This is a genomic window from Ruminococcus sp. 8Y-12, from assembly GCF_058119865.1.
On record NZ_CM176623.1, the window covers coordinates 13,921 to 32,551 of the forward strand.

Below are 18,631 nucleotides of genomic sequence, written 5' to 3' on the forward strand. Positions count from 1 at the left end.
AAAGGATGTGACAATAAAAAATGAAATGTTCAAATCAATTAACAATTTTAAATATAGAAGAGCAGACAACTTTTAAGCCTATCTGTTCACATAGTACGGATACCGGATATATAGAATGCACACATGGGCAGGATGGTGGGTGTGTTACAGTTGATGTCTTGTATGGTAAATCAATACAAAACAAAACGACCGGAGCACAGCTTTATTCAGGAGGAGATATTAATCTAACGTGGAACAGCACAGACAATAATGTAAACGTAAATTCGATTAAATTTAGTTTACAATGTGGTGATATATTACAAGATGGCGGCTTTTTAAGTTTCTACTGTGATACTGAAATCAGTGATAGTGTGACAATTCAATTTTTCAATATGAATACAGTTTCTAATTGGGGCAATACGGTTTATCTCAAAATCATAAAAGGCATAAATAAAATACAGTTGCCCAAATACAGTTTTATAGATGGGCAAACAACGGTCGGTATGCAGATCCGGAGAACCAATCTCCCTTTTACTTATGATGGAACGTTTAATTTATCTAAAATATTGGTCAAAGCCGGGGTTGAAGAAATCAATTGGGAGCCCTACACCGGAAATAAACCATCACCAAGTCCAGATTATACTCAAGAGATTATAAATGCTGGGGATGATGGGAGTATTGACATTTATAGTAGCGTTGGCGGAAGGAACCTTGCTGAAAAGACTAACCAAGGTGTTACGAATTGGACTTGGTCTATGCAATCGGGAGATTTTTCAAAAACGGAAGTCGTTGAAGATGGAATACGATGTTGTAAACTGGAACGTGGATCTATTGCACAAAATGGATGGTCAGTAATATGTTATAACGATATTGGACGGAATAAACTAGAAGCTGGTGAACAGTATGCCGTATCTTTTGAGGTAAAAGGTAGTGTATCTGGTACTTTTGTTTCCAATAGAGTTAGGTTGGTTACTGCAGGTGGGATGAGCGATTTAACCCAAAAAACAATTACGGCAAACATGACTATTACAGCAAATCAATGGAACAAATGCGAATGTTTAGTGACATTAAAAGATGTGCTTCCGTCAGAAACAAATCAGGTTCTGTATTTAATGCCTCCAAATTCGGACGTTGGCACCAGTTATATATTCCGAAATGTAAAAATAGAAAAATGCAACAAAGCAACGCCTTGGACACCAGCACCAGAAGATATAACATCTGAAAACGAAGAGGAATATTTACCTTATATTGCTAAGGCGCAATTGACTACCCCAAACGGTCTCTGCGGTATTCCGGTCAAATCAGGAGGAAATTATACTGACTCTAATGGTCAGCAGTGGATATGTGATGAGATAAACCTGGAACGCGGCGTGTATGTGAAAAGGGTGGAAAGTTGCGTGTTTGATGGATCAGAAGATGAACAATGGATTGTGATTAAAAGTCCTGTAGGTGATATTAATATAAATTGTGCCTCAATTAAGTTAAATGAAAGAGGTATATCCCAGTACAATACTCCTATTATTTCTAATTATTCTACTCTTGAATGGTGGAGTGCAACATTAATCACTAATTTCATAAATGGATATCAGCGGTTTACATTTGGGTACGAAGTTGCTGGTTTTGCATCATTGGAAGAATTTAAAATTAAACTTGCGGAATGTCCAATGCATATAATATACGCCATTGCCACTCCGATAGAAACGCCATTGGATGAAAAAGAATTCAATAAACTCTTATCCTATTCTGGTATCACTTATATTTACACTACATATCCTCTCGCTACAAGTTACACGGTATCAGCAAGAACACAAGCATACTATGAAAATTATAAACTGAACAAGTCTCTCTCAGACTTTCAGGATGTGGTTAACGGCGCTTTTAAAGATGGAGTCATTTCAGAGGCAGAAGCCAAAACACTGAAATATCAAATGGAACTTTTAAAGACAGAAAAGACATCTATTGATCAAGAATACTCTTCTGTTTATAATAATTCCAAACTATCTGGAACTCCTAAAACAAATCTTACATCAGCAAAATCGGGACTAGATAACAAATATAATGTATTACTGAATACAATCACTACTGTCATATCAGATAGCAATATTACAGAAGCAGAATCTGCTGACGTGACAAATGCGTTCACAAATTATCGCAATGCTATGACTACTTATCGCAGTGCTTATGAATCTGCTATTGATGCAATAAGTAATCAAAAAATAGATGACTTGGAGATTGGCGGTAGAAATCTTGCTCTTGGAACGTCTTCTGAATATTCTTCTGGTTTCTCAAATTTTAATGGAGGAGCTAACACGTGCATACTTTTGGGAAAAGTTTTAACCGACGGACTCAAAGTTGGGGACGTTGTTACAGTTCATTTGTTTTATAAATATGAGAATATAATAGCTGCTGAGGGCAAAACGGCACTATGTTTGATTCAAGGGAGTGGTGATGTTGTGGGATGGGGATCAGGTGCCTTTCTATCCAGTTCAAAACTTATGCTCTCTGGAAGTGGAGAAGTAGAAATTCTTTATTCCTTTAATGTAACTTCCGATCATTTAAAAAATTCATATTGGCTCACTAGTATGCGGCACGATTACGTTCAAAGCGGAACTGTTTATTATAAAATGTTTAAGGTTGAGCGTGGGGAAAAGGCAACCGACTGGACTCCAGCGCCCGAAGACATACAAGAACAAATCGAAACATTAGAAACAAATATCACAGCTAATACTTCTTCTATCGCCAATGTTGAGGTGCTTGTTGACAAGCAGCAAAAGCAAATTGATGCCAAAGTAGAACAAACTGACTTTACTACAACCATTGACGGCATTAGACAGGATACTGCGTTAGCCAATCGCGGAATCAATAAATGGCTTGTAGAAATATATCCTAAATTTTCTCTTCCTACAAAAAATCAAGGTAAGTACAATATAGACGCATTTTGGGGAAATAATATTGAACCTGACCAGACATTGGAGGTAGCGGATGGAGAAACTCATAGCTCTGATATTGTACAGAATAATTCGATTCTTTATGGGTTAACTTATGTTTATTTCGAAGAAAAAACAAAAATAGACACTGATTTTTATCATAACAACGCTTCCACCTTATACCTGAATGGTAGCTCCGTAGTATCTAATGCTACAAATGGGAAGAGTACTGTCACTCTGAATTTTAGTAAAGGATGGAACATTATTGAGGCAGTGGTTAATACGACTACTGGCACGAAGGGGTTTAAATTTACTACTGCTCTCTCTCAACATGCATCTTGCAAATCGATGAACTGTCATATAGCAAGACCTACGAGAAGGCAGACCTCTCAAATTGACCGTATTGCTGACATTCATATTGAACTTGATCAGATCACACAGGAAGTATCTGCAAACGCTCAGTCTATTATAGAAAAAGCTGATGGAAAAGATTTTATGTCACTGCAAAGTTTAGTTAATGAGACAGTGAATACGGTTAGTGAGCATATCCAGGAGATAGGTGCATTAAGAAATACATTGGCAGATGACTACACCTCCACTGCTGATTTAAAATCTCAATTTAATCAAAAATCCGGAGAGGTTTATCAGTCTGTAACAGCAGCTTACAAGACGACTATAGACCAGACCGATGAGCTTGCGAAAGGCTTAAATAAATGGATCATAGAAGTCTATCCAAAATCAGGAATTTCCTCTACTGTAGTTCCATATCCAAAGGAAGTATTGGGAATATCCCCAAGTAAAATATTGGAGTATGCCGAAAGTTCACTCTCAACCTCAATGAATATCGGGGATTATTATATTGGTCACGCTCAAACGTATGTCAAGTTTTCTTCCAATTACAACTTTGCCACAACTGGAAATAGCATAAGTTTAACCACAAATGGAAAAGGAATTTTGTACATCAATGGAGCCGAAATAAAACAAACTTCCTCAGGGAGTACTACTACGATAAGCACCGGTAGTTTTGTTGCTGGCTGGAATATCATTGAGGTTTGGTGGACTGCAAGTACTGGCAATGATGGAATGAGGTTCTCTAAAAACATCTCATTATTAACGGGATGTACATCTATGAACTGTTACCATAACTTTTCAGGTAATGCCTACCAAAAGATGACTGCAACTGAAATTTCGAGTAAGGTTGACAATAATGATGGAACCTATAGTCAAACAGTTCAGAAAGCAAATATGATGGACTGGTTGATTAAGTCAGGGACAAGTTCGACTAACTTTACTCTGACTGACAGGACAGCTACTTTGATTTCTGATTACATCAATCTTAAGGGGCTTGTTCAATTCGATGGTTTGGACAGCAACACTAAAGCTTTAATAAATAATGGAAATTCAGCATACTCCTGGACTTACAATAATGGTAGCAATATGAATAACTTATATTCAATGGTTAAGAAATGGACCAATAATGCCGTAAGTGATTCCACTTATATTCAAGGTGGTTGGATTGCTACTAATACTATAACTACTGATAAAATCGCTGCAAATACTATTTCCGCTGATAAAATTGTTGCGAATAGCATTACTTCGGAAAAAATCGTTGCAAATAGCATTACTGCTGATAAAATCGCTACAAATACTATTACTGCTGATAAAATCGCTACAAATACTATTACTGCTGATAAAATTGCCACGAATACTATCACTGCTGATAAATTAGCAATAGGATCTGGAGCAAATCTATATAACCTTGGATACGATACATTTGATAATATTACTGAAGATAATTTGTATTATAATAAATCTTCCTATGCAACTGTATCCTTAAATACAGCAAATGTTTATTATGGTAAAAAATCTCTATGTATAAGAGCCACTGGAAGCAGCGCTTACGTATATCTGGGTCATTCTACTAATAATTATGGTTGTATTCCAGTACAGACTGGGAAATATTATAGACTCTCTTGTTATGCTAAAGCCAGCTCATCTTTAACCGCTTATTTATATATTGTTAAACACACTGGCATCAATAATACCAATTCATCATTAAGCTCTATATCTGCTACAATAGGGACAACATGGACACGACTAGAATTAGGTTTCACTGTAACATCTTCTTATCCATATGTTTCTGTTCGTTTGCAGAATAATGGCGGTTCAGATACAACTATGTATTTTGATGCTATTATGATTGAAGAGGTTTCTTCATCTTCCCAGAAAGCGGGGCCATTTAAGCCAGCAGGAGTTACTGTTATAGATGGTGGAAATATAATATCAGAGAGTATTACTGCTGATAAAATTGATGTAAATAGCATCTTCGCTCAAAACATAACCGCAACTGGAACTATAAGGGGAGTTAACTTGGTAGGTTCTAATATAACTACCGAATTAGACGGTTGGGGAAAGGTTACTATGAGTAATGGAAGAGTTATGACTGAAGATCATGAAATTTTCGATAGCGAAAGATGTAAGGTAGAAACTATGCTTGCTAGTGGTAGAGTAATTTCACATGCTGGAAAGAATGGCATAGATCACTATTATCGATCAAATCTAGGAGGTGAAGGTTTAAGACTTAGTATACAAACTGGCTCTAATGGGACCAGTGAATATTATAAGTCGTGGCTAGTTGCTAATTCAGCTTTTCCAAGGTTGGTCTTAGATGGAGAATTATATGCGTCTCAAGAAATTATTTCCTATAATTCAGATACTACGATAAATGCTTTTCGTGCCATAGGTGGAAGTTATGGTTTTCTTATTAGAAACGACGGCAATGCTACGTATTTCCTGCTTACTGATATGCTAGACGTATATGGAACATTTAATAGATTACGGCCATTACGAATTAATAATACTGATGGTGCCGTTTATATAGCAACAAAACTATATGTAAACGCACCTATGTATTCAAGCGATGTATATAACACAACCGGAGGAACACCTAATGTTTATATCAATTCAGTACAGAGATTCACAAGAGCTACATCTGCATCTAAATACAAACTTGATATTAAACCTTTAGAACAATCTTCTGAATATGCCTATAATATTTTAAAATTGGAACCTAAACAATGGTTTGATAAAACATCTATTGAAAACTATGCAAAAAACTTAACTGATATCTATTATGGGGAGAATTTAGACCCGTACCTGGACGTAGAATCAATTGATAGCTGCTATGGTCTTATCGCTGAAGATGTTGAAAATGCCGGCTTATCAAAATATTGTCAATATAATGCATATGGAGAAGTAGAAGGAATAATGTATGATAGATTATGGACATTACTTATACCTATCATTAAAGATCTTTCGGAAAATTTAGAAAAAGCTAATATGCACATCAATGATTTAAAAGAAAAAATTCAATCTATTATTTAAAATATCCTTTAGATACTTTTACTAATTTTTTTCAATTCCTATACATATATCAAATCAAGTGCTATAATTAACTTACAAAGAGATGGGAGGTAAATAATGATGAGTAAATTGATAAACTTAAAACGTATCCTTTGTTTTTGTATGTTATTCAGCACCTTATGGTTAATAAACTTTATTAAAGTAAGCGCTTATCCTTATCCACAAGATCCACCTACTATAGAAAGTGCAAGAATACTTCAGAGTACAGGATATGCACCTTGTGTATACCAGGTCCAGGTAAATAACATAAAAGAAGAAGGCTCGGGAATATTTAGCCTTACAATAACTTTAGATGGCTTTGACTCTGATGGTAATTTTGTAGGCAATGCTTGGGCTGGCAGTGGATATACTGACAACCCGTTGTTTTCAACTAAACAAGTTGTCTATACTGAATCGTTTACATCTCAAGCTCCTACTGCTACATATTACATTAGTAAAATTTATTTAGAAGGAGGGGGAGGCACAACTTATAGAAGTCCTTATACAGCTGATTACCCATTACAAAAACCCAAAATGCCGCCTACATCGAGCTATACATTAATCTCTGAGAATGGGGATACCTGCGAAGTGAGTGGCGCTATAACTATTTACGGCGAAGAAACCTATGATATTAACATTGCTCTTAACAATCCCAATATTGCAAGTTTGCTCGAACGAATGGAAGATGGACAAATCGCCAATATTTATAGTTCGAGCAGAAGCACTATTGTACCAAAAGCAGCTTTTGATGCAATAAAAGGTACTAACAAAAAAATGAATGTATCTTTGACTAGTGGATTTAGATGGTTATTTGACGGTAAAAATATAACAGGTGTTACGAAAGATATTGATTGTAATGTTTCGATTTCCGCTGTACAAGGTGATATGTATGGAAGTAAGAAAAAATTATTAAAATTTGCATTTCCACCAAATGGAGCACTCCCTGGAAAAGCAACGATTAAATTTAAGTCGGATTATTTATTATCCTTATACAAAGCAGAAAATCTGTTTTTATATTATTTAGATGGTAAAAATCCAGTTTTAGTGAATACAGATGTTGTCACTACAAATAGTAATGGGAATTACTGGTGCCAATTTGACATAACTCACAATTCCAATTTTTTATTGAGTCAAGAAAAGTTGAGTTACAGAAAACCATTTGTTAAAATAAATACATCAACATTAGTCATGCAAATAAAGCAGTCTTCTTCCGCTTTAAAAGTAATCGATCATTTAAGTAATGATAAGGTATTAAAATGGACATCATCAAAACCCAGCATTGTTGCTGTAAACAAAAAAACCGGAAGATTAACTGCTAAAAAGCCAGGAGTTGCCAATATCACTGTTCAGCTAAAAAGTGGTGCCAAATCCAAATGTCGAGTCAAGGTGCAAAAAGGTTCCGTTAAAACAAAAAGTATTTCTGTTATATTATCCAGATTCTCTTTAAAAAAAGGAGCAACTTACAAAATTGAGGTATTAAGAAAGCCTCTTACGGCAAATGATGGAAAAATTACATTTAGAAGCTCTAAACCAAAGGTCGCTGGAGTAAATAGTAAAGGTACTATCAAAGCACTCAAGAAAGGAAAAACTACAATTATAATCAGAGCTGGTAAAAAGGTCCGTAAAGTTTTTGTCACTGTATATAATAAATAAAATTATTTTAGAGTCGTGTACAAAGTACACGGCTCTTTTAAATTGGAGGAAAAATCTATGAAAACAAATATTGATACCGCACTTGTACTCTTAAACACCTTATCCAAACCAGGTATGACTGATGTAGAAGGAATTCTTGGCTATGCCATCTACAAGAATCTCCGAATCCTTCTAAATGAATGTGAAGATTTCAATAAAATGAGGGATAACCTAATTAAAAAATATGGTGCTGAAAAAGATGGAACTTATTCCATTGACGCAAAAGATGAAAAGGCTTACACCTCTTTTATAAAAGAGATTGAGCCTTTGCTGAAGATAGAAATTGAAATCAACTTTTTCCAGGTTGACCGGGATGAGTTTGATAAATTATATTGTTCCGGTTTATCTACCAAAGACTATCTGTTACTGGAGCAAGTCTTAGTGAAACCATCCGTGTAGAAAGAAAGGAGGAATTACATAATGGTATTAGGTAAATTAGACAAAGTAATTATAAATAAAACCCACGAATTCAATTGCTATGAATATCATAAGGTAGGGCAAATACCAACTGATTCTTTTTCGGTGGTAATTTCTGCGGAAGATTTTCAGCCGGCAAGAAATGCTATGGAAAATATCAACACTATTGATATCGTGGATGGCAATGGTACGACGCTATTATCCACCACTGATTATGACAGATATCGGGAAATAAATTTTCAGAGCAAATCCGAATACACCCGATTCAGAAATCCACAAACGAAAGATTCCGTTGATACCTTCAAAATCACATTTAAGTCCATCGATTTAGAAGAAAAAGTAAAACGACTGATCGAGAAAGTAGACCCCGTCTTCGATGAATCCTCTATGACTATCCAGGGATACTGCGCATACAAGAAAAAGGAACTGGGCGAAATCTGCAGACAAAAGATCTACGAGGGCTGTGACGTAGTAACCGAATATGGAACAGAACATTTCACCTTTAATGCAGATGACCAGATGAACCTCAACACCACTTATCTTGCGGCACTGAACACCGGTTTACCCCAATCCTATCACCCCAGCACAGACCCATCCTCTCCCTGTACCGTCTATTCCGCAAAAGACATTATTTCTATTTATCTCACACTGCAGTCCAATCTTCTATACCACCAGACCTACTGCAATATGTTAAACACACTTCTCGGCAGATACAGTACCAAGACAGAAATGAAAGCTGTAACATATGGTATGGAACTGCCCAGTGATCTCAAAGATAAAATGGATATTGCACTGGCTAATGGACAAGATGTTGTGGACGCAATCATGACTAAGGCTGGAATAACACAGCCAGACTCTTCTACAGTGGAAGGTGAACTAAGTGAAAACGAAACATCAGTTTCTTAAAAGTCTCATTATCTTCCTAACCGGATATTGCATGTACATAGCAACGGAAATCACTGCAAGAGGTGTATCCTATATATTGATGGGAATTGTAGGCGGGTTGGCATTTCTGCTGATCTCCTCCCTTAACAATAAGCTTTCCTGGGATATCCCTCTGTTGGTGCAGATGGCAATCGGCGGACTTGCCATTACCGCTTTTGAATTTTTAGCCGGATTGCTTGACAAATATCTGCTATTAAAAGGAATGTGGGATTACAGTAATCTCCCTGGAAATATACTGGGCATTGTCTGTCCCCAGTTCACCCTTCTGTGGGTTTTACTCTCCTTCATCCCCATCGTTCTGTCCGATGCAATCTGCTATTACGCGTTTCATGAAAATCCCAGGCCATATTACAAGAAATTAAACGGCAAAATCTTATTTAGATTACCAAAAAGAGAATGTGAATAATTGTAATACATGAAAGAAAGGATCGGTTTACATTTTATGCAGCCATTAATAGCGCTCACAAAAATTGATTACGCAACTGTATTCTTGGCTTGTTTAACCATTTTGGCCGGACTGTTGGCTGCAAAAAAGATCGTTGAAGAATTTTGCAGCTGGTTAGGCCTGGAGACAAAGTGGAGACACCGCAGCCGAAGACAACAGGAACTCCTGGAGGAAACCATGGAAAAAGTTTATGATCTGGAGAAACAGCAGGAGGAATTTTCCAAAAACAGAGCACAAGACAGAGAGCAGTCCCTGATCATCCAAAAGAAACTGGTGACTGCTATTGAGCAAATCAATCAAAAGCTGGATGAATCCCAGCGCAAGACTAACAAACGTGTCCAAGCCGAACTCAAAGAGCGGCTTGGACAATCCTACCGCTACTACCATTCCATTAAGCAGTGGAACGAAATGGAAAAGGAAGCATTTGACGGGCTTATAGAGGAGTATGAGGAGGCTGGAGGAAACAACTCTTTTGTCCACGATATTGTCATGCCCGAATCCTACACCTGGGAACTAGTAGAGAGGAAGTGAAAAAATGATCAATAAGACAAAGCAATTTTTCAATCAAATCCATATCACAGGAATCAAACCCCACACATGGGTCAGCATCATCATGGTCCTGCTGCTCTTTGCGAACCAGATACTCCGCCTGGCAGGCATCCCCATCCTTAAATTTGAGGAGGGAGATATTACAAATGCCGTCAATACGATTCTGGGAATTATCGCTGTCGTATACCCGGCCTGGAAAAACAATTCCGTCACAGAACTGGCCCAGATTGGAGATGAAATTCTGTATGCGCTTCGGGACGGAAAGATCACAAAAGAAGAAGTAGCCTTTTTTCTGAAAACACACTCTGAAAATGCACTCTCAAAAACCCCCGATTCCTCCAAGAAAGGAGCCTCCCCAAAATGAAAATTCTCAAAAATCACCTCACCCAAAACGACTGCTACAAATCCGGCAAATCCATCTCCCCCATTGGCATCCAAATCCACTCCATAGGCACCGGGCAAAATGACGCCGCTTCCCTGATTTCCTACTGGAACCAGCCTGGCATTGACTGCTGCGTGCACTACCTCTGCGATGCCAGGGCGGAAGGCCTGGTCTATCAAATACTGCCGGAAGACTGCCGCTCCTGGGCAGATGCAGGATTTGGCAACAACAATCTGATCACCATTGAAATGATGGAATCCTCCTCCATACGGTATACCAGCGGGGCCAGCTATGTGGTGCTGGATGCTGACAAGTTTAAGGCCGACATCCAAAGATCCTATGACACCTGCGTACAGCTCTGTGCCTCCATCTGCAGGCGCAGAGAATGGAATCCGCTGGCTAAATTATCCAATGGACTCTACCTGATCTCCTCCCACAATGAAGGCAGATTAAAGGGCGTCAGCTCCTCCCATGTGGACCCCACCCACATCTGGAACCGCTTTGGTCTCTCCATGGACGGATTTCGCAGGGATGTTGCAGCACAGCTCAATGAGGCTCCTGGCTCAGACCGCATCTGGCTTGGCTGGACAAAGCGTGAGTCCGGTTCTGCCGGATTTCGCTGCGTCAACGGGGACAGCGGCCATGCCCAGGGCAAGTACCAGTTTGACTGCCGATACGCCCTGGTTCCCTTTATGCAGTTTTGCATAGACCGCTTTCCCGGACATTACGCCGGGTTTCAAAAATATATCGGCTGCGGCCCCGGCAGTCCTGAGCTGGTATCCAACGCACCCCTTGCCTCACTCTGGCTCAGCTATTGCGACAAATATCCCACAGAGTTTGAAGCCCTGCAGGATACCTTTGCATATCAGAACTATTACCTGGAAATCAAAAAATATCTTCAGAACCTCTACGCACTCCACCTGGACAGGCACTCTCCCGCAGTGAAGGGAACCGCCTTTTCCATGAGCATCCGAAGCGGCGCTCTCGCCGGAGCCAGGAAATTTGAGGGCTGCAGGGACCAATCTTCGGAAGAGGAAATCCTCTCCATCGCTTACCGGGCCTACGGCAGTTCCGATGCGGGGCGCTGGACAAAGTCCGCACAGTACGGCGATGCCCTGAAAGCTCTGGCTGCCAACGAGTACTCCGAGATCAGGATTGATCCCGGAGTATCGGGTAATGCCGCCTCTGATTCCGGGTATGCTTCTTCCCTGAAAGACTACCCCAGCGGTCAAAAATACCGCCTCACAACAGACAACTACATCCGCACCTCCCCCGGCGGCGGATACGTCCCCTTTCGCGCCCTCTCTGAATCAGCGAAAAAGAAAAGCCTGAAGTGTTCCGACGGAAAATGCAAGTTGAAGAAGGGAACTGTGATCACTGCACTGGAGAGCGGAAAACTGGATGGAAATATCTGGATGCGCATTAAAAATGGCTGGATTGCAGCCAATGTAAAGGGACGCCCCAGGGTAAAAAGGGTAGAAAAAAAGGGACTGAACGTCCCTTATACAGTAAAAGTCACTTCAGATGTGCTCTACATCCGCACAGGTCCGGGCACCCAGTATCCCGCATCCGGATATACCGGCGCGGGAACCTTCACCATTGTCCGCGAGGAGACATCCGGCGGACACACCTGGGGTCTTTTAAAGTCCTACCAGACGAAATCCAATGGTTGGATCGCGGTTGATTTGGGATGTGTCACCAGACAGTGAATCCACGCCGCCTTATTCAATCTGTGACCTGTACCAGATTATACAGCCCCCTCATGGAGCTGGTTTCAAACTGAAAGTAAAATCAGAAGCACACTCTCCCATACCACTTCGTCATCTTCCAAATCTTTTCCGTCAGATTCCCCTTGATCTCACCTTCCAACAGCCTCCACTGCCAGTTATTCCCCAGGGTTGAGGGTGTATTTACCCTTGCCTCTGCTCCCAGCCCCAGATAGTCCTGCATGGGAATGATGGCTGTGTCGGCCACACTGGACAAGGCGGCGCGGATAAAGGACCAGTGAATCTCCTCCTCCCGCTTTCCCTCCAGGTCCAGGTAGTCCCTGGCAAACTGGCGGTCGTGAGGCGAGAGTTCCCGGTACCAGCCCTGAAGGGTCTGATTGTCGTGGGTCCCGGTGTATACCACACAGTTGTGATGGTAATTATGGGGAAGATAGTCACTCTCCTCCCTGGAGTCAAAGGCAAACTCCAGCACCTTCATTCCCGGGTATCCGGTCCTTCTCACCAGCTCCAGAACGCTGGGTGTCAGAAAGCCTAAATCCTCCGCAATGATATTCAGCTCTCCAAGCTCTGCCTTGAGTGCTTCAAACAGTTCAATTCCAGGCCCCTGCCTCCAGGTGCCGTACTGAGCTGTGGTATGCCCATAGGGGATCGCATAGTATTCGTCAAATCCGCGAAAGTGGTCCACTCTCACAACGTCATACCATTTAAAGGAGTGGGCAATTCTCTTGATCCACCACGCAAACCCTGTATTCCTGTGATACTCCCAGTCGTAGAGGGGATTGCCCCAGAGCTGCCCCGTTGCGGAAAATCCATCCGGCGGGCACCCGGCCACTGCGGTGGGCTCCCTGTTCTCATTGAACTGAAAAAGCTCCGGACTGGCCCAGGTATCCGCGCTGTCAAAGGCCACATAGATGGGAATATCCCCAATGATCTGTATTCCCTTGTCATTGGCATAGCCTTTCAGTTTCCGCCACTGACGGTCAAACTCGTACTGCAAGAAGGAATAGAACTTTATCTCCTCGCCAAGCTCCCCGGCATAGCGCTCCATGGCCTCCGGTCTCCGGCTGCGGATATCCTCATCCCACTTATTCCAGCTCACACCCTGGAAGTGATTCTTCACTGCCATATACAGGCAGTAGTCCTCCAGCCACTCCCGATTCTCCTGCAAAAAGCGGCGGTAGTCCTCCCGCTCCTCTATTCTGCTTCTCTCAAAAGCCATTTTCAATATCTGAAAACGGCTTTTGTAAATCTTTTCGTAATTTACATACCTGGGATTGTCTCCAAAATCACACTCCCGGCATTCCCACTCCTGCAGCCATCCCTCTTTTACCAGGGCATCCAAATCAATAAAATAGGGATTTCCCGCAAAAGTTGAAAAGGACTGATACGGCGAATCCCCATAACCGGTGGGACCCAAAGGCAAAATCTGCCAATAGCGCTGACCCGCAGCCCTGAGTGCATCCACAAACTCATAAGCGCTCTTTGAAAAAGCGCCGATCCCGTACTTTGACGGGAGGCTGGCGATGGGCAGAAGTATTCCACTCGCTCTCATAACTTTTCCTCCAATACTTAACCTTTCACTGCTCCTGCCACCACACCTTCTATGATGTATCTCTGGCAGACCAGATAAAACAAAATAATTGGGATGATTGCCAATACCAGCACGCCCATCATGGCCCCCATGTCAATGGAGCCGTACCCTCCCCTCAAATACTGGACCGCGATAGAAATCGTCTTGTATTTCTTGATATCCAGCACCAGGTAGGGTAAAAGATAGTCGTTCCAAATCCACATCGCCTGCAGAATCGCCACAGTGATACAGGTAGGCTTCATAATCGGAAGCACTACCCTGAAATATGTCTGCAGTGGATTGCACCCGTCGATCATAGCCGCCTCCTCGATCTCCAGCGGTATGGACTTGACAAAGCCGCAGAACATAAACACTGCCAGCCCGGCTCCAAACCCTAGGTATACTATAATCAATCCCCATGGATTATTCAAGTGTAAAATGTTCGCCAGCTTGGAAAGCGTAAACATCACCATCTGGAAGGGCACAATCATGGAAAACAGGCAGGCATAGTATATTGCCGCTGTCAAAGCATTTCTGACCCGGCTGATGTACCAGGCACACATGGAGGTGCACAGCAGGATTACCAGCACAGATCCCACAGTGATGAACAGGGTCCATCCGAACGCCTCAAAAAATCCGGTTTTGGCAATACCCCTTACATAGTTTTCCATCCCGGCGTTCATCTTCCCGGAGGGAATGGAAAAAGGCCTCTTGCTGATATAGGCTTTTTTCTTAAATGAATTCAGTACCACAAGAACAATTGGGAAAACATAGGCAAGGGAGATTAGGGTGAATACGGCTGTCAGAAGACTGCCGTACTTTGGTCTTGCTGCGCTCATCACTGCTGTACCTCCTTTCTTCTGGTAATCCTGATCTGGGCAATGGCGATCACAGCCACCAGAAGGAAAAATACAACCGCCTTTGCCTGCCCCACGCCCTCATACCCCGGTCTGCCGTAAAAAGTATTGTAAATATTCAGGGCCAGCAGCTCTGACATCTTGGAGGGTTCCCCGTTGGTCAGGGCCAGGTTCTGGTCAAAGAGCTTGAAGGAATTGGTGAGGGTCAGAAATGTACAGATGGTCACTGAGGGCATAACCATGGGAATGGTCACATTTTTCAGGATCTGACCCGTTCCTGCCCCGTCAATGCGCGCCGCCTCCACCAGCTCCCCGGGAATATTCTGAATGCCGGCTATATAGATAATCATCATATAACCCACCTGCTGCCAGCAGAGCAGAATCACCAGCCCCCAAAAACCGTATGTGGAGGAGTAAGTCAGGGTCCTGCCAAACTGGAGCAAAATGCCGTTTAGCAGCAGCTGCCAGATGTATCCCAGAATGATTCCTCCAATCAGATTAGGCATAAAAAATACAGTTCGAAATACATTTGTCCCCCTGATTTTCCGGGTGAGCAGAAGCGCCACCCCGAAGGCCAGCACATTGATCAGGATGACAGACACCACCGTAAAGAGCGCTGTATACCAGAGTGCATGATTAAATGAGGCATCGGTAAATATTTTTGTGTAATTGGAAAATCCGATTAATTTTGCATCCGTGACTGTCGTAAACTTACAGAAAGACAGATAGATTCCCATTGCAAACGGGGCTATGAATCCGATCGTAAACGCAATCAGTGTGGGGAGCACAAAAACCGGAAAATATCTTGCCATGGATTTGTGCATTGCTTCCTCCTCTCCTTCTCTAAAAAAGAGGGCAGAAACAGCTCTCTGCCCCTCTTTTATTCATTCAATTACTGCTGTCCGTTGGTCTGCTGATACTCAGATGCCCAGCCGTCCACAAAGGCGCTTCTGACCGCGTCCCAGTCTCCTGTCCCTTGGGCGTACTCCAGGAGGGCGCTGCCCACACCATTTTTCCACTCTTCAGAGGGCATGGTGGTAAAGTACCATCCCACAGAGGTTTTTCCCTCATCAATATACTTATTGGCTGCCTTCAAAAGAGGATTGTCCGGCAGCTCCTCATCACTGATGGTTTTAAAGGGTGTCACAAAGTTCATTTTCTGAGACAGCGCTTCCTTTCCGGTGTCGCTGGTGATGACCCAATTTAAGAAATCCAGAGTTGCCTGTATATCCGCCTTGGATGCATTTTTGTTCACACACCAATAGTTCTCGCTTCCTGTGCAGAGTCCCTGGTTCTCCTCACCCTCTACGCCAATATAGATGGGAAGTATTCCGATGTCCTCATCATCCACCTCATTTCCCTGGATATCTGTATAAGCCCAGGTGCCGTTCTGGTAAAAGACTGCTTCTCCCAGAGCAAACTCTGAGGCCGCATCCTCCCCTGTCTTGCTGGAAAGCAGGCTGGGATCACAGGTGGCATTGTTGATATACAGGTCAAAGATCTGTTTGTAATTGTCCAGATAGGTTCCTTTGATTGCCTCTGTGGAGTCTATCCCTTCATCTTTGTATTCATAGTAAACCGGAAGATTTGCCAGATGAGTCTTAAATCTCCAGTCACTGGAGGAATCCATGCCCGCAGAAGTAAATGCGCCCTCAATGTCCAGTTCATCCTTTTTGGACTGTATATCCTCCGCAACTGCCTTTAAAGTCTCAAAGCTTGTGATCTCGTCCGCAGACTGAATCACCGCACCCTCTGTCTGGCAATACTCATCCAGAAGTTCTTTATTGTAAATGATGCCGTAGGTCTCAATCACATAGGCCACGCCGTCCACTGCCCCGTTCTCATCAATCAGAGCAAAATCATCGCTCTTTAAATTTTTATAAATCTCACTGTCTTTCAAATCATAGCAATAATCTTTCCAAGAGGCCAGCCCCACGGGTCCGTTTACCTGAAACAGCGTCGGTACCTCTGATTTTGCCATCTCAGACTTCAAAGTGGACTCATAGGTTCCTGATGCGGCTGTCACCACACTGACCTTCACCCCTGTCTCATCCGTATAAGCAGCCGCAAGTTCCTCCCACTGCTCCGCCTGTTCGGGCTTAAAATTCAGATAATATACTTTTCCACCGTTAGCGGATGCAGTACCGGATGTCTCTCCTGTTGTTTCGGTGTTCTGAGTGTTGCTGCTCTCCTGGCCTGCAGACTCCTGTGTGGTTTCTGTTGCCGGACTCGTTTCCTGATTCTTATTATTCGTGCCGCAGCCGGCCAGCACAGATGCCATCATTGCCGCGGACAAACCCAACGCTGCAATTCTTCTAAACTTTTTCATTGTCTCAACCTTCTTTCTCAAAAATGATTGTCAGTCCATCCCTGTTCAAAACGCATATATGGATCACGCACTTCTAGTATTTGAAGGTTTTATAGTTTTTATGCCCAATTTTCCCATTACTGCCAATACAAATGTTTGGTTCCGAAAGAATCAGCAAATGAAAAAATTACCGCTGCAATAAAATGACCCCCAGCGTTCTGCCGGAGGTCTCTGTTTACATCGTTTATTCTGTTTAAGCCCAAAGTCTCTCATAAATTTCCATGATGTCATCCTTTGTCGGTACCCTTGGGTTCGTCGGTGTACAGGCATCTGCAAGTGCAGCGTCTGCCATATCAGGAATTGCCTTAAAGTACGCCTCCCTGGTGCACTTTCCAGTCTGAGAAATGCTGAGAGGGATATCCATCTCTTTTAACATAAACTGTACCCATGCAACCAGCGCGCGCACGGTTGTAATGGTGTTAAAGTTCTGCAGACCCAGTATCCTGGCAATTGTACAGTACTTTTCAACCTGCTTTGGATAATCCTTGCGGCTTCTGCTGTGCTTATTGATATAGCTGTTGTACTCGATTATGTATGGCAGCAGCATGGCATTTGCCCTGCCATGGGGAATGTGAAATCTGGCTCCCAGCTGATGGGCCATGCTGTGATTGATTCCCAGCGACGCGGAGTTGAACGCCAGCCCTGCCAAACAGGAGGCCACATGCATCTTCTTTCTGGCATGCCTGTCGTTGCCGTCCAGATACGCTCTCAGCAAAAAGCTGCCGCAGATCTCAATGGCCTTCTCAGACAGCGCGGCGGAAAATTCCTGATTGTTTGTACTAACATACGCCTCCAGAGCGTGGGTAAATACATCCATTCCCGTATCCGCTGTGATAGCAGGCGGTACGCTGGCTGTCAGCTCTGCGTCCAGAATAGCCTCTGTGGGCAGCAGATTGTCAGATACCAGAGGATATTTCACCTGCTCAATAGGGTCTGAAATTACAGAGAAGGAAGTCACCTCTGAACCAGTTCCGCTGGTGGTTGGGATTGCGATCAGAGCTACTCCTGTAAGGTTGCCCACTTTCCCCGCAAACTCACGCATAGCCTTTGCACTGTCGATGGCAGAGCCGCCTCCCACTGCTACAATGGCCTCCGGCTGATAATCCAGAAGGGCTTTGATTCCCCCAACCACCTTGTCCACCGGAGGATCGGGCACTACATCTTTATAGATAGAGTACTGCTTGCTCCCCTTGTCCAGCCTCTTTGTGACCATCTCAATCATTCCACTCTGAACTACAAAGGGATCTGTAATGATCATGATTTTCTTGTATGGAATCTCTTCCAGCCGGTCCAGTGCGTTGTCACCGAAATAAATTTTGGTTCTGATATCAAAACTGTTCATACCGCCTATCCTTTCCCCTTATCCAATGG

13 protein-coding genes are annotated in these 18,631 nt (G+C 42.5%); 8 read left to right on the forward strand and 5 right to left on the reverse strand.

Annotation, left to right across the window (positions count from 1 at the left end):
* Positions 1–20: 20 nt before the first annotated feature.
* From AC0THY_RS00030 to AC0THY_RS00065, 8 genes are all read left to right on the forward strand, one after another.
* Positions 21–6,290, forward strand: coding sequence for a phage tail fiber protein (locus AC0THY_RS00030; protein WP_489992427.1), 6,270 nt, complete (start codon positions 21–23; stop codon positions 6,288–6,290).
* Positions 6,291–6,386: 96 nt separating this feature from the next.
* Positions 6,387–7,961, forward strand: a complete 1,575-nt coding sequence (locus AC0THY_RS00035) for an Ig-like domain-containing protein (RefSeq protein ID WP_489992428.1) — start codon at positions 6,387–6,389, stop codon at positions 7,959–7,961.
* A 57-nt stretch (positions 7,962–8,018) separates the two neighbouring features.
* A complete protein-coding gene (locus AC0THY_RS00040) occupies positions 8,019–8,399 on the forward strand; it encodes a hypothetical protein (protein ID WP_489992429.1) in 381 nt (126 codons plus the stop codon).
* 21 nt (positions 8,400–8,420) lie between these two features.
* A complete protein-coding gene (locus AC0THY_RS00045) occupies positions 8,421–9,323 on the forward strand; it encodes a hypothetical protein (RefSeq protein ID WP_489992430.1) in 903 nt (300 codons plus the stop codon).
* On the forward strand, positions 9,298–9,768 hold the full coding sequence (locus AC0THY_RS00050; protein WP_489992431.1) for a putative ABC transporter permease: 471 nt from the start codon (positions 9,298–9,300) through the stop codon (positions 9,766–9,768). The genes AC0THY_RS00045 and AC0THY_RS00050 overlap by 26 nt, the downstream gene beginning before the upstream one ends.
* A gap of 216 nt (positions 9,769–9,984) precedes the next feature.
* Positions 9,985–10,338 carry a hypothetical protein gene (locus tag AC0THY_RS00055; protein WP_489992432.1) on the forward strand — a complete coding sequence of 118 codons (354 nt, stop codon included), beginning with the start codon at positions 9,985–9,987 and terminating at the stop codon, positions 10,336–10,338.
* 4 nt (positions 10,339–10,342) lie between these two features.
* Positions 10,343–10,720: a phage holin gene (locus AC0THY_RS00060; protein ID WP_489992433.1), complete on the forward strand. Its 378-nt coding sequence runs from the start codon at positions 10,343–10,345 to the stop codon at positions 10,718–10,720.
* On the forward strand, positions 10,717–12,447 hold the full coding sequence (locus tag AC0THY_RS00065) for an N-acetylmuramoyl-L-alanine amidase (protein ID WP_489992434.1): 1,731 nt from the start codon (positions 10,717–10,719) through the stop codon (positions 12,445–12,447). Before AC0THY_RS00060 ends, AC0THY_RS00065 begins: the two co-directional genes overlap by 4 nt.
* Before the next feature lie 82 nt (positions 12,448–12,529).
* On the opposite strand, the gene malQ is transcribed toward AC0THY_RS00065, so the two are convergent.
* The 5 genes from malQ to AC0THY_RS00090 all read right to left on the reverse strand — a co-directional run bounded on the left by malQ (position 12,530) and on the right by AC0THY_RS00090 (position 18,602).
* A complete protein-coding gene (gene malQ, locus AC0THY_RS00070) occupies positions 12,530–14,017 on the reverse strand; it encodes a 4-alpha-glucanotransferase (RefSeq protein WP_489992435.1) in 1,488 nt (495 codons plus the stop codon).
* A 17-nt stretch (positions 14,018–14,034) separates the two neighbouring features.
* Complete coding sequence (locus AC0THY_RS00075; RefSeq protein ID WP_489992436.1) at positions 14,035–14,874, reverse strand: carbohydrate ABC transporter permease; 840 nt, start codon at positions 14,872–14,874, stop codon at positions 14,035–14,037.
* Positions 14,874–15,716 carry a carbohydrate ABC transporter permease gene (locus AC0THY_RS00080; RefSeq protein ID WP_489992437.1) on the reverse strand — a complete coding sequence of 281 codons (843 nt, stop codon included), beginning with the start codon at positions 15,714–15,716 and terminating at the stop codon, positions 14,874–14,876. The genes AC0THY_RS00075 and AC0THY_RS00080 overlap by 1 nt, the downstream gene beginning before the upstream one ends.
* A gap of 68 nt (positions 15,717–15,784) precedes the next feature.
* On the reverse strand, positions 15,785–17,221 hold the full coding sequence (locus AC0THY_RS00085) for an extracellular solute-binding protein (RefSeq protein WP_489992438.1): 1,437 nt from the start codon (positions 17,219–17,221) through the stop codon (positions 15,785–15,787).
* A 232-nt stretch (positions 17,222–17,453) separates the two neighbouring features.
* The gene (locus tag AC0THY_RS00090) at positions 17,454–18,602 is read right to left on the reverse strand and encodes a 1-propanol dehydrogenase PduQ (RefSeq protein ID WP_489992439.1); all 1,149 of its coding nucleotides are present in this window, start codon (positions 18,600–18,602) and stop codon (positions 17,454–17,456) included.
* Positions 18,603–18,631 lie beyond the last annotated feature (29 nt).

Coding starts and splice junctions, on each gene's coding strand:
- AC0THY_RS00075 (WP_489992436.1), bottom strand. CDS start 14,874: ATGAGCGCAGCAAGACCAAAGTACGGCAGTCTTCTGACAGCCGTATTC.
- malQ (WP_489992435.1), bottom strand. CDS start 14,017: ATGAGAGCGAGTGGAATACTTCTGCCCATCGCCAGCCTCCCGTCAAAG.
- AC0THY_RS00035 (WP_489992428.1), top strand. CDS start 6,387: ATGATGAGTAAATTGATAAACTTAAAACGTATCCTTTGTTTTTGTATG.
- AC0THY_RS00030 (WP_489992427.1), top strand. CDS start 21: ATGAAATGTTCAAATCAATTAACAATTTTAAATATAGAAGAGCAGACA.
- AC0THY_RS00085 (WP_489992438.1), bottom strand. CDS start 17,221: ATGAAAAAGTTTAGAAGAATTGCAGCGTTGGGTTTGTCCGCGGCAATG.
- AC0THY_RS00040 (WP_489992429.1), top strand. CDS start 8,019: ATGAAAACAAATATTGATACCGCACTTGTACTCTTAAACACCTTATCC.
- AC0THY_RS00080 (WP_489992437.1), bottom strand. CDS start 15,716: ATGCACAAATCCATGGCAAGATATTTTCCGGTTTTTGTGCTCCCCACA.
- AC0THY_RS00060 (WP_489992433.1), top strand. CDS start 10,343: ATGATCAATAAGACAAAGCAATTTTTCAATCAAATCCATATCACAGGA.
- AC0THY_RS00055 (WP_489992432.1), top strand. CDS start 9,985: ATGGAAAAAGTTTATGATCTGGAGAAACAGCAGGAGGAATTTTCCAAA.
- AC0THY_RS00090 (WP_489992439.1), bottom strand. CDS start 18,602: ATGAACAGTTTTGATATCAGAACCAAAATTTATTTCGGTGACAACGCA.
- AC0THY_RS00065 (WP_489992434.1), top strand. CDS start 10,717: ATGAAAATTCTCAAAAATCACCTCACCCAAAACGACTGCTACAAATCC.
- AC0THY_RS00045 (WP_489992430.1), top strand. CDS start 8,421: ATGGTATTAGGTAAATTAGACAAAGTAATTATAAATAAAACCCACGAA.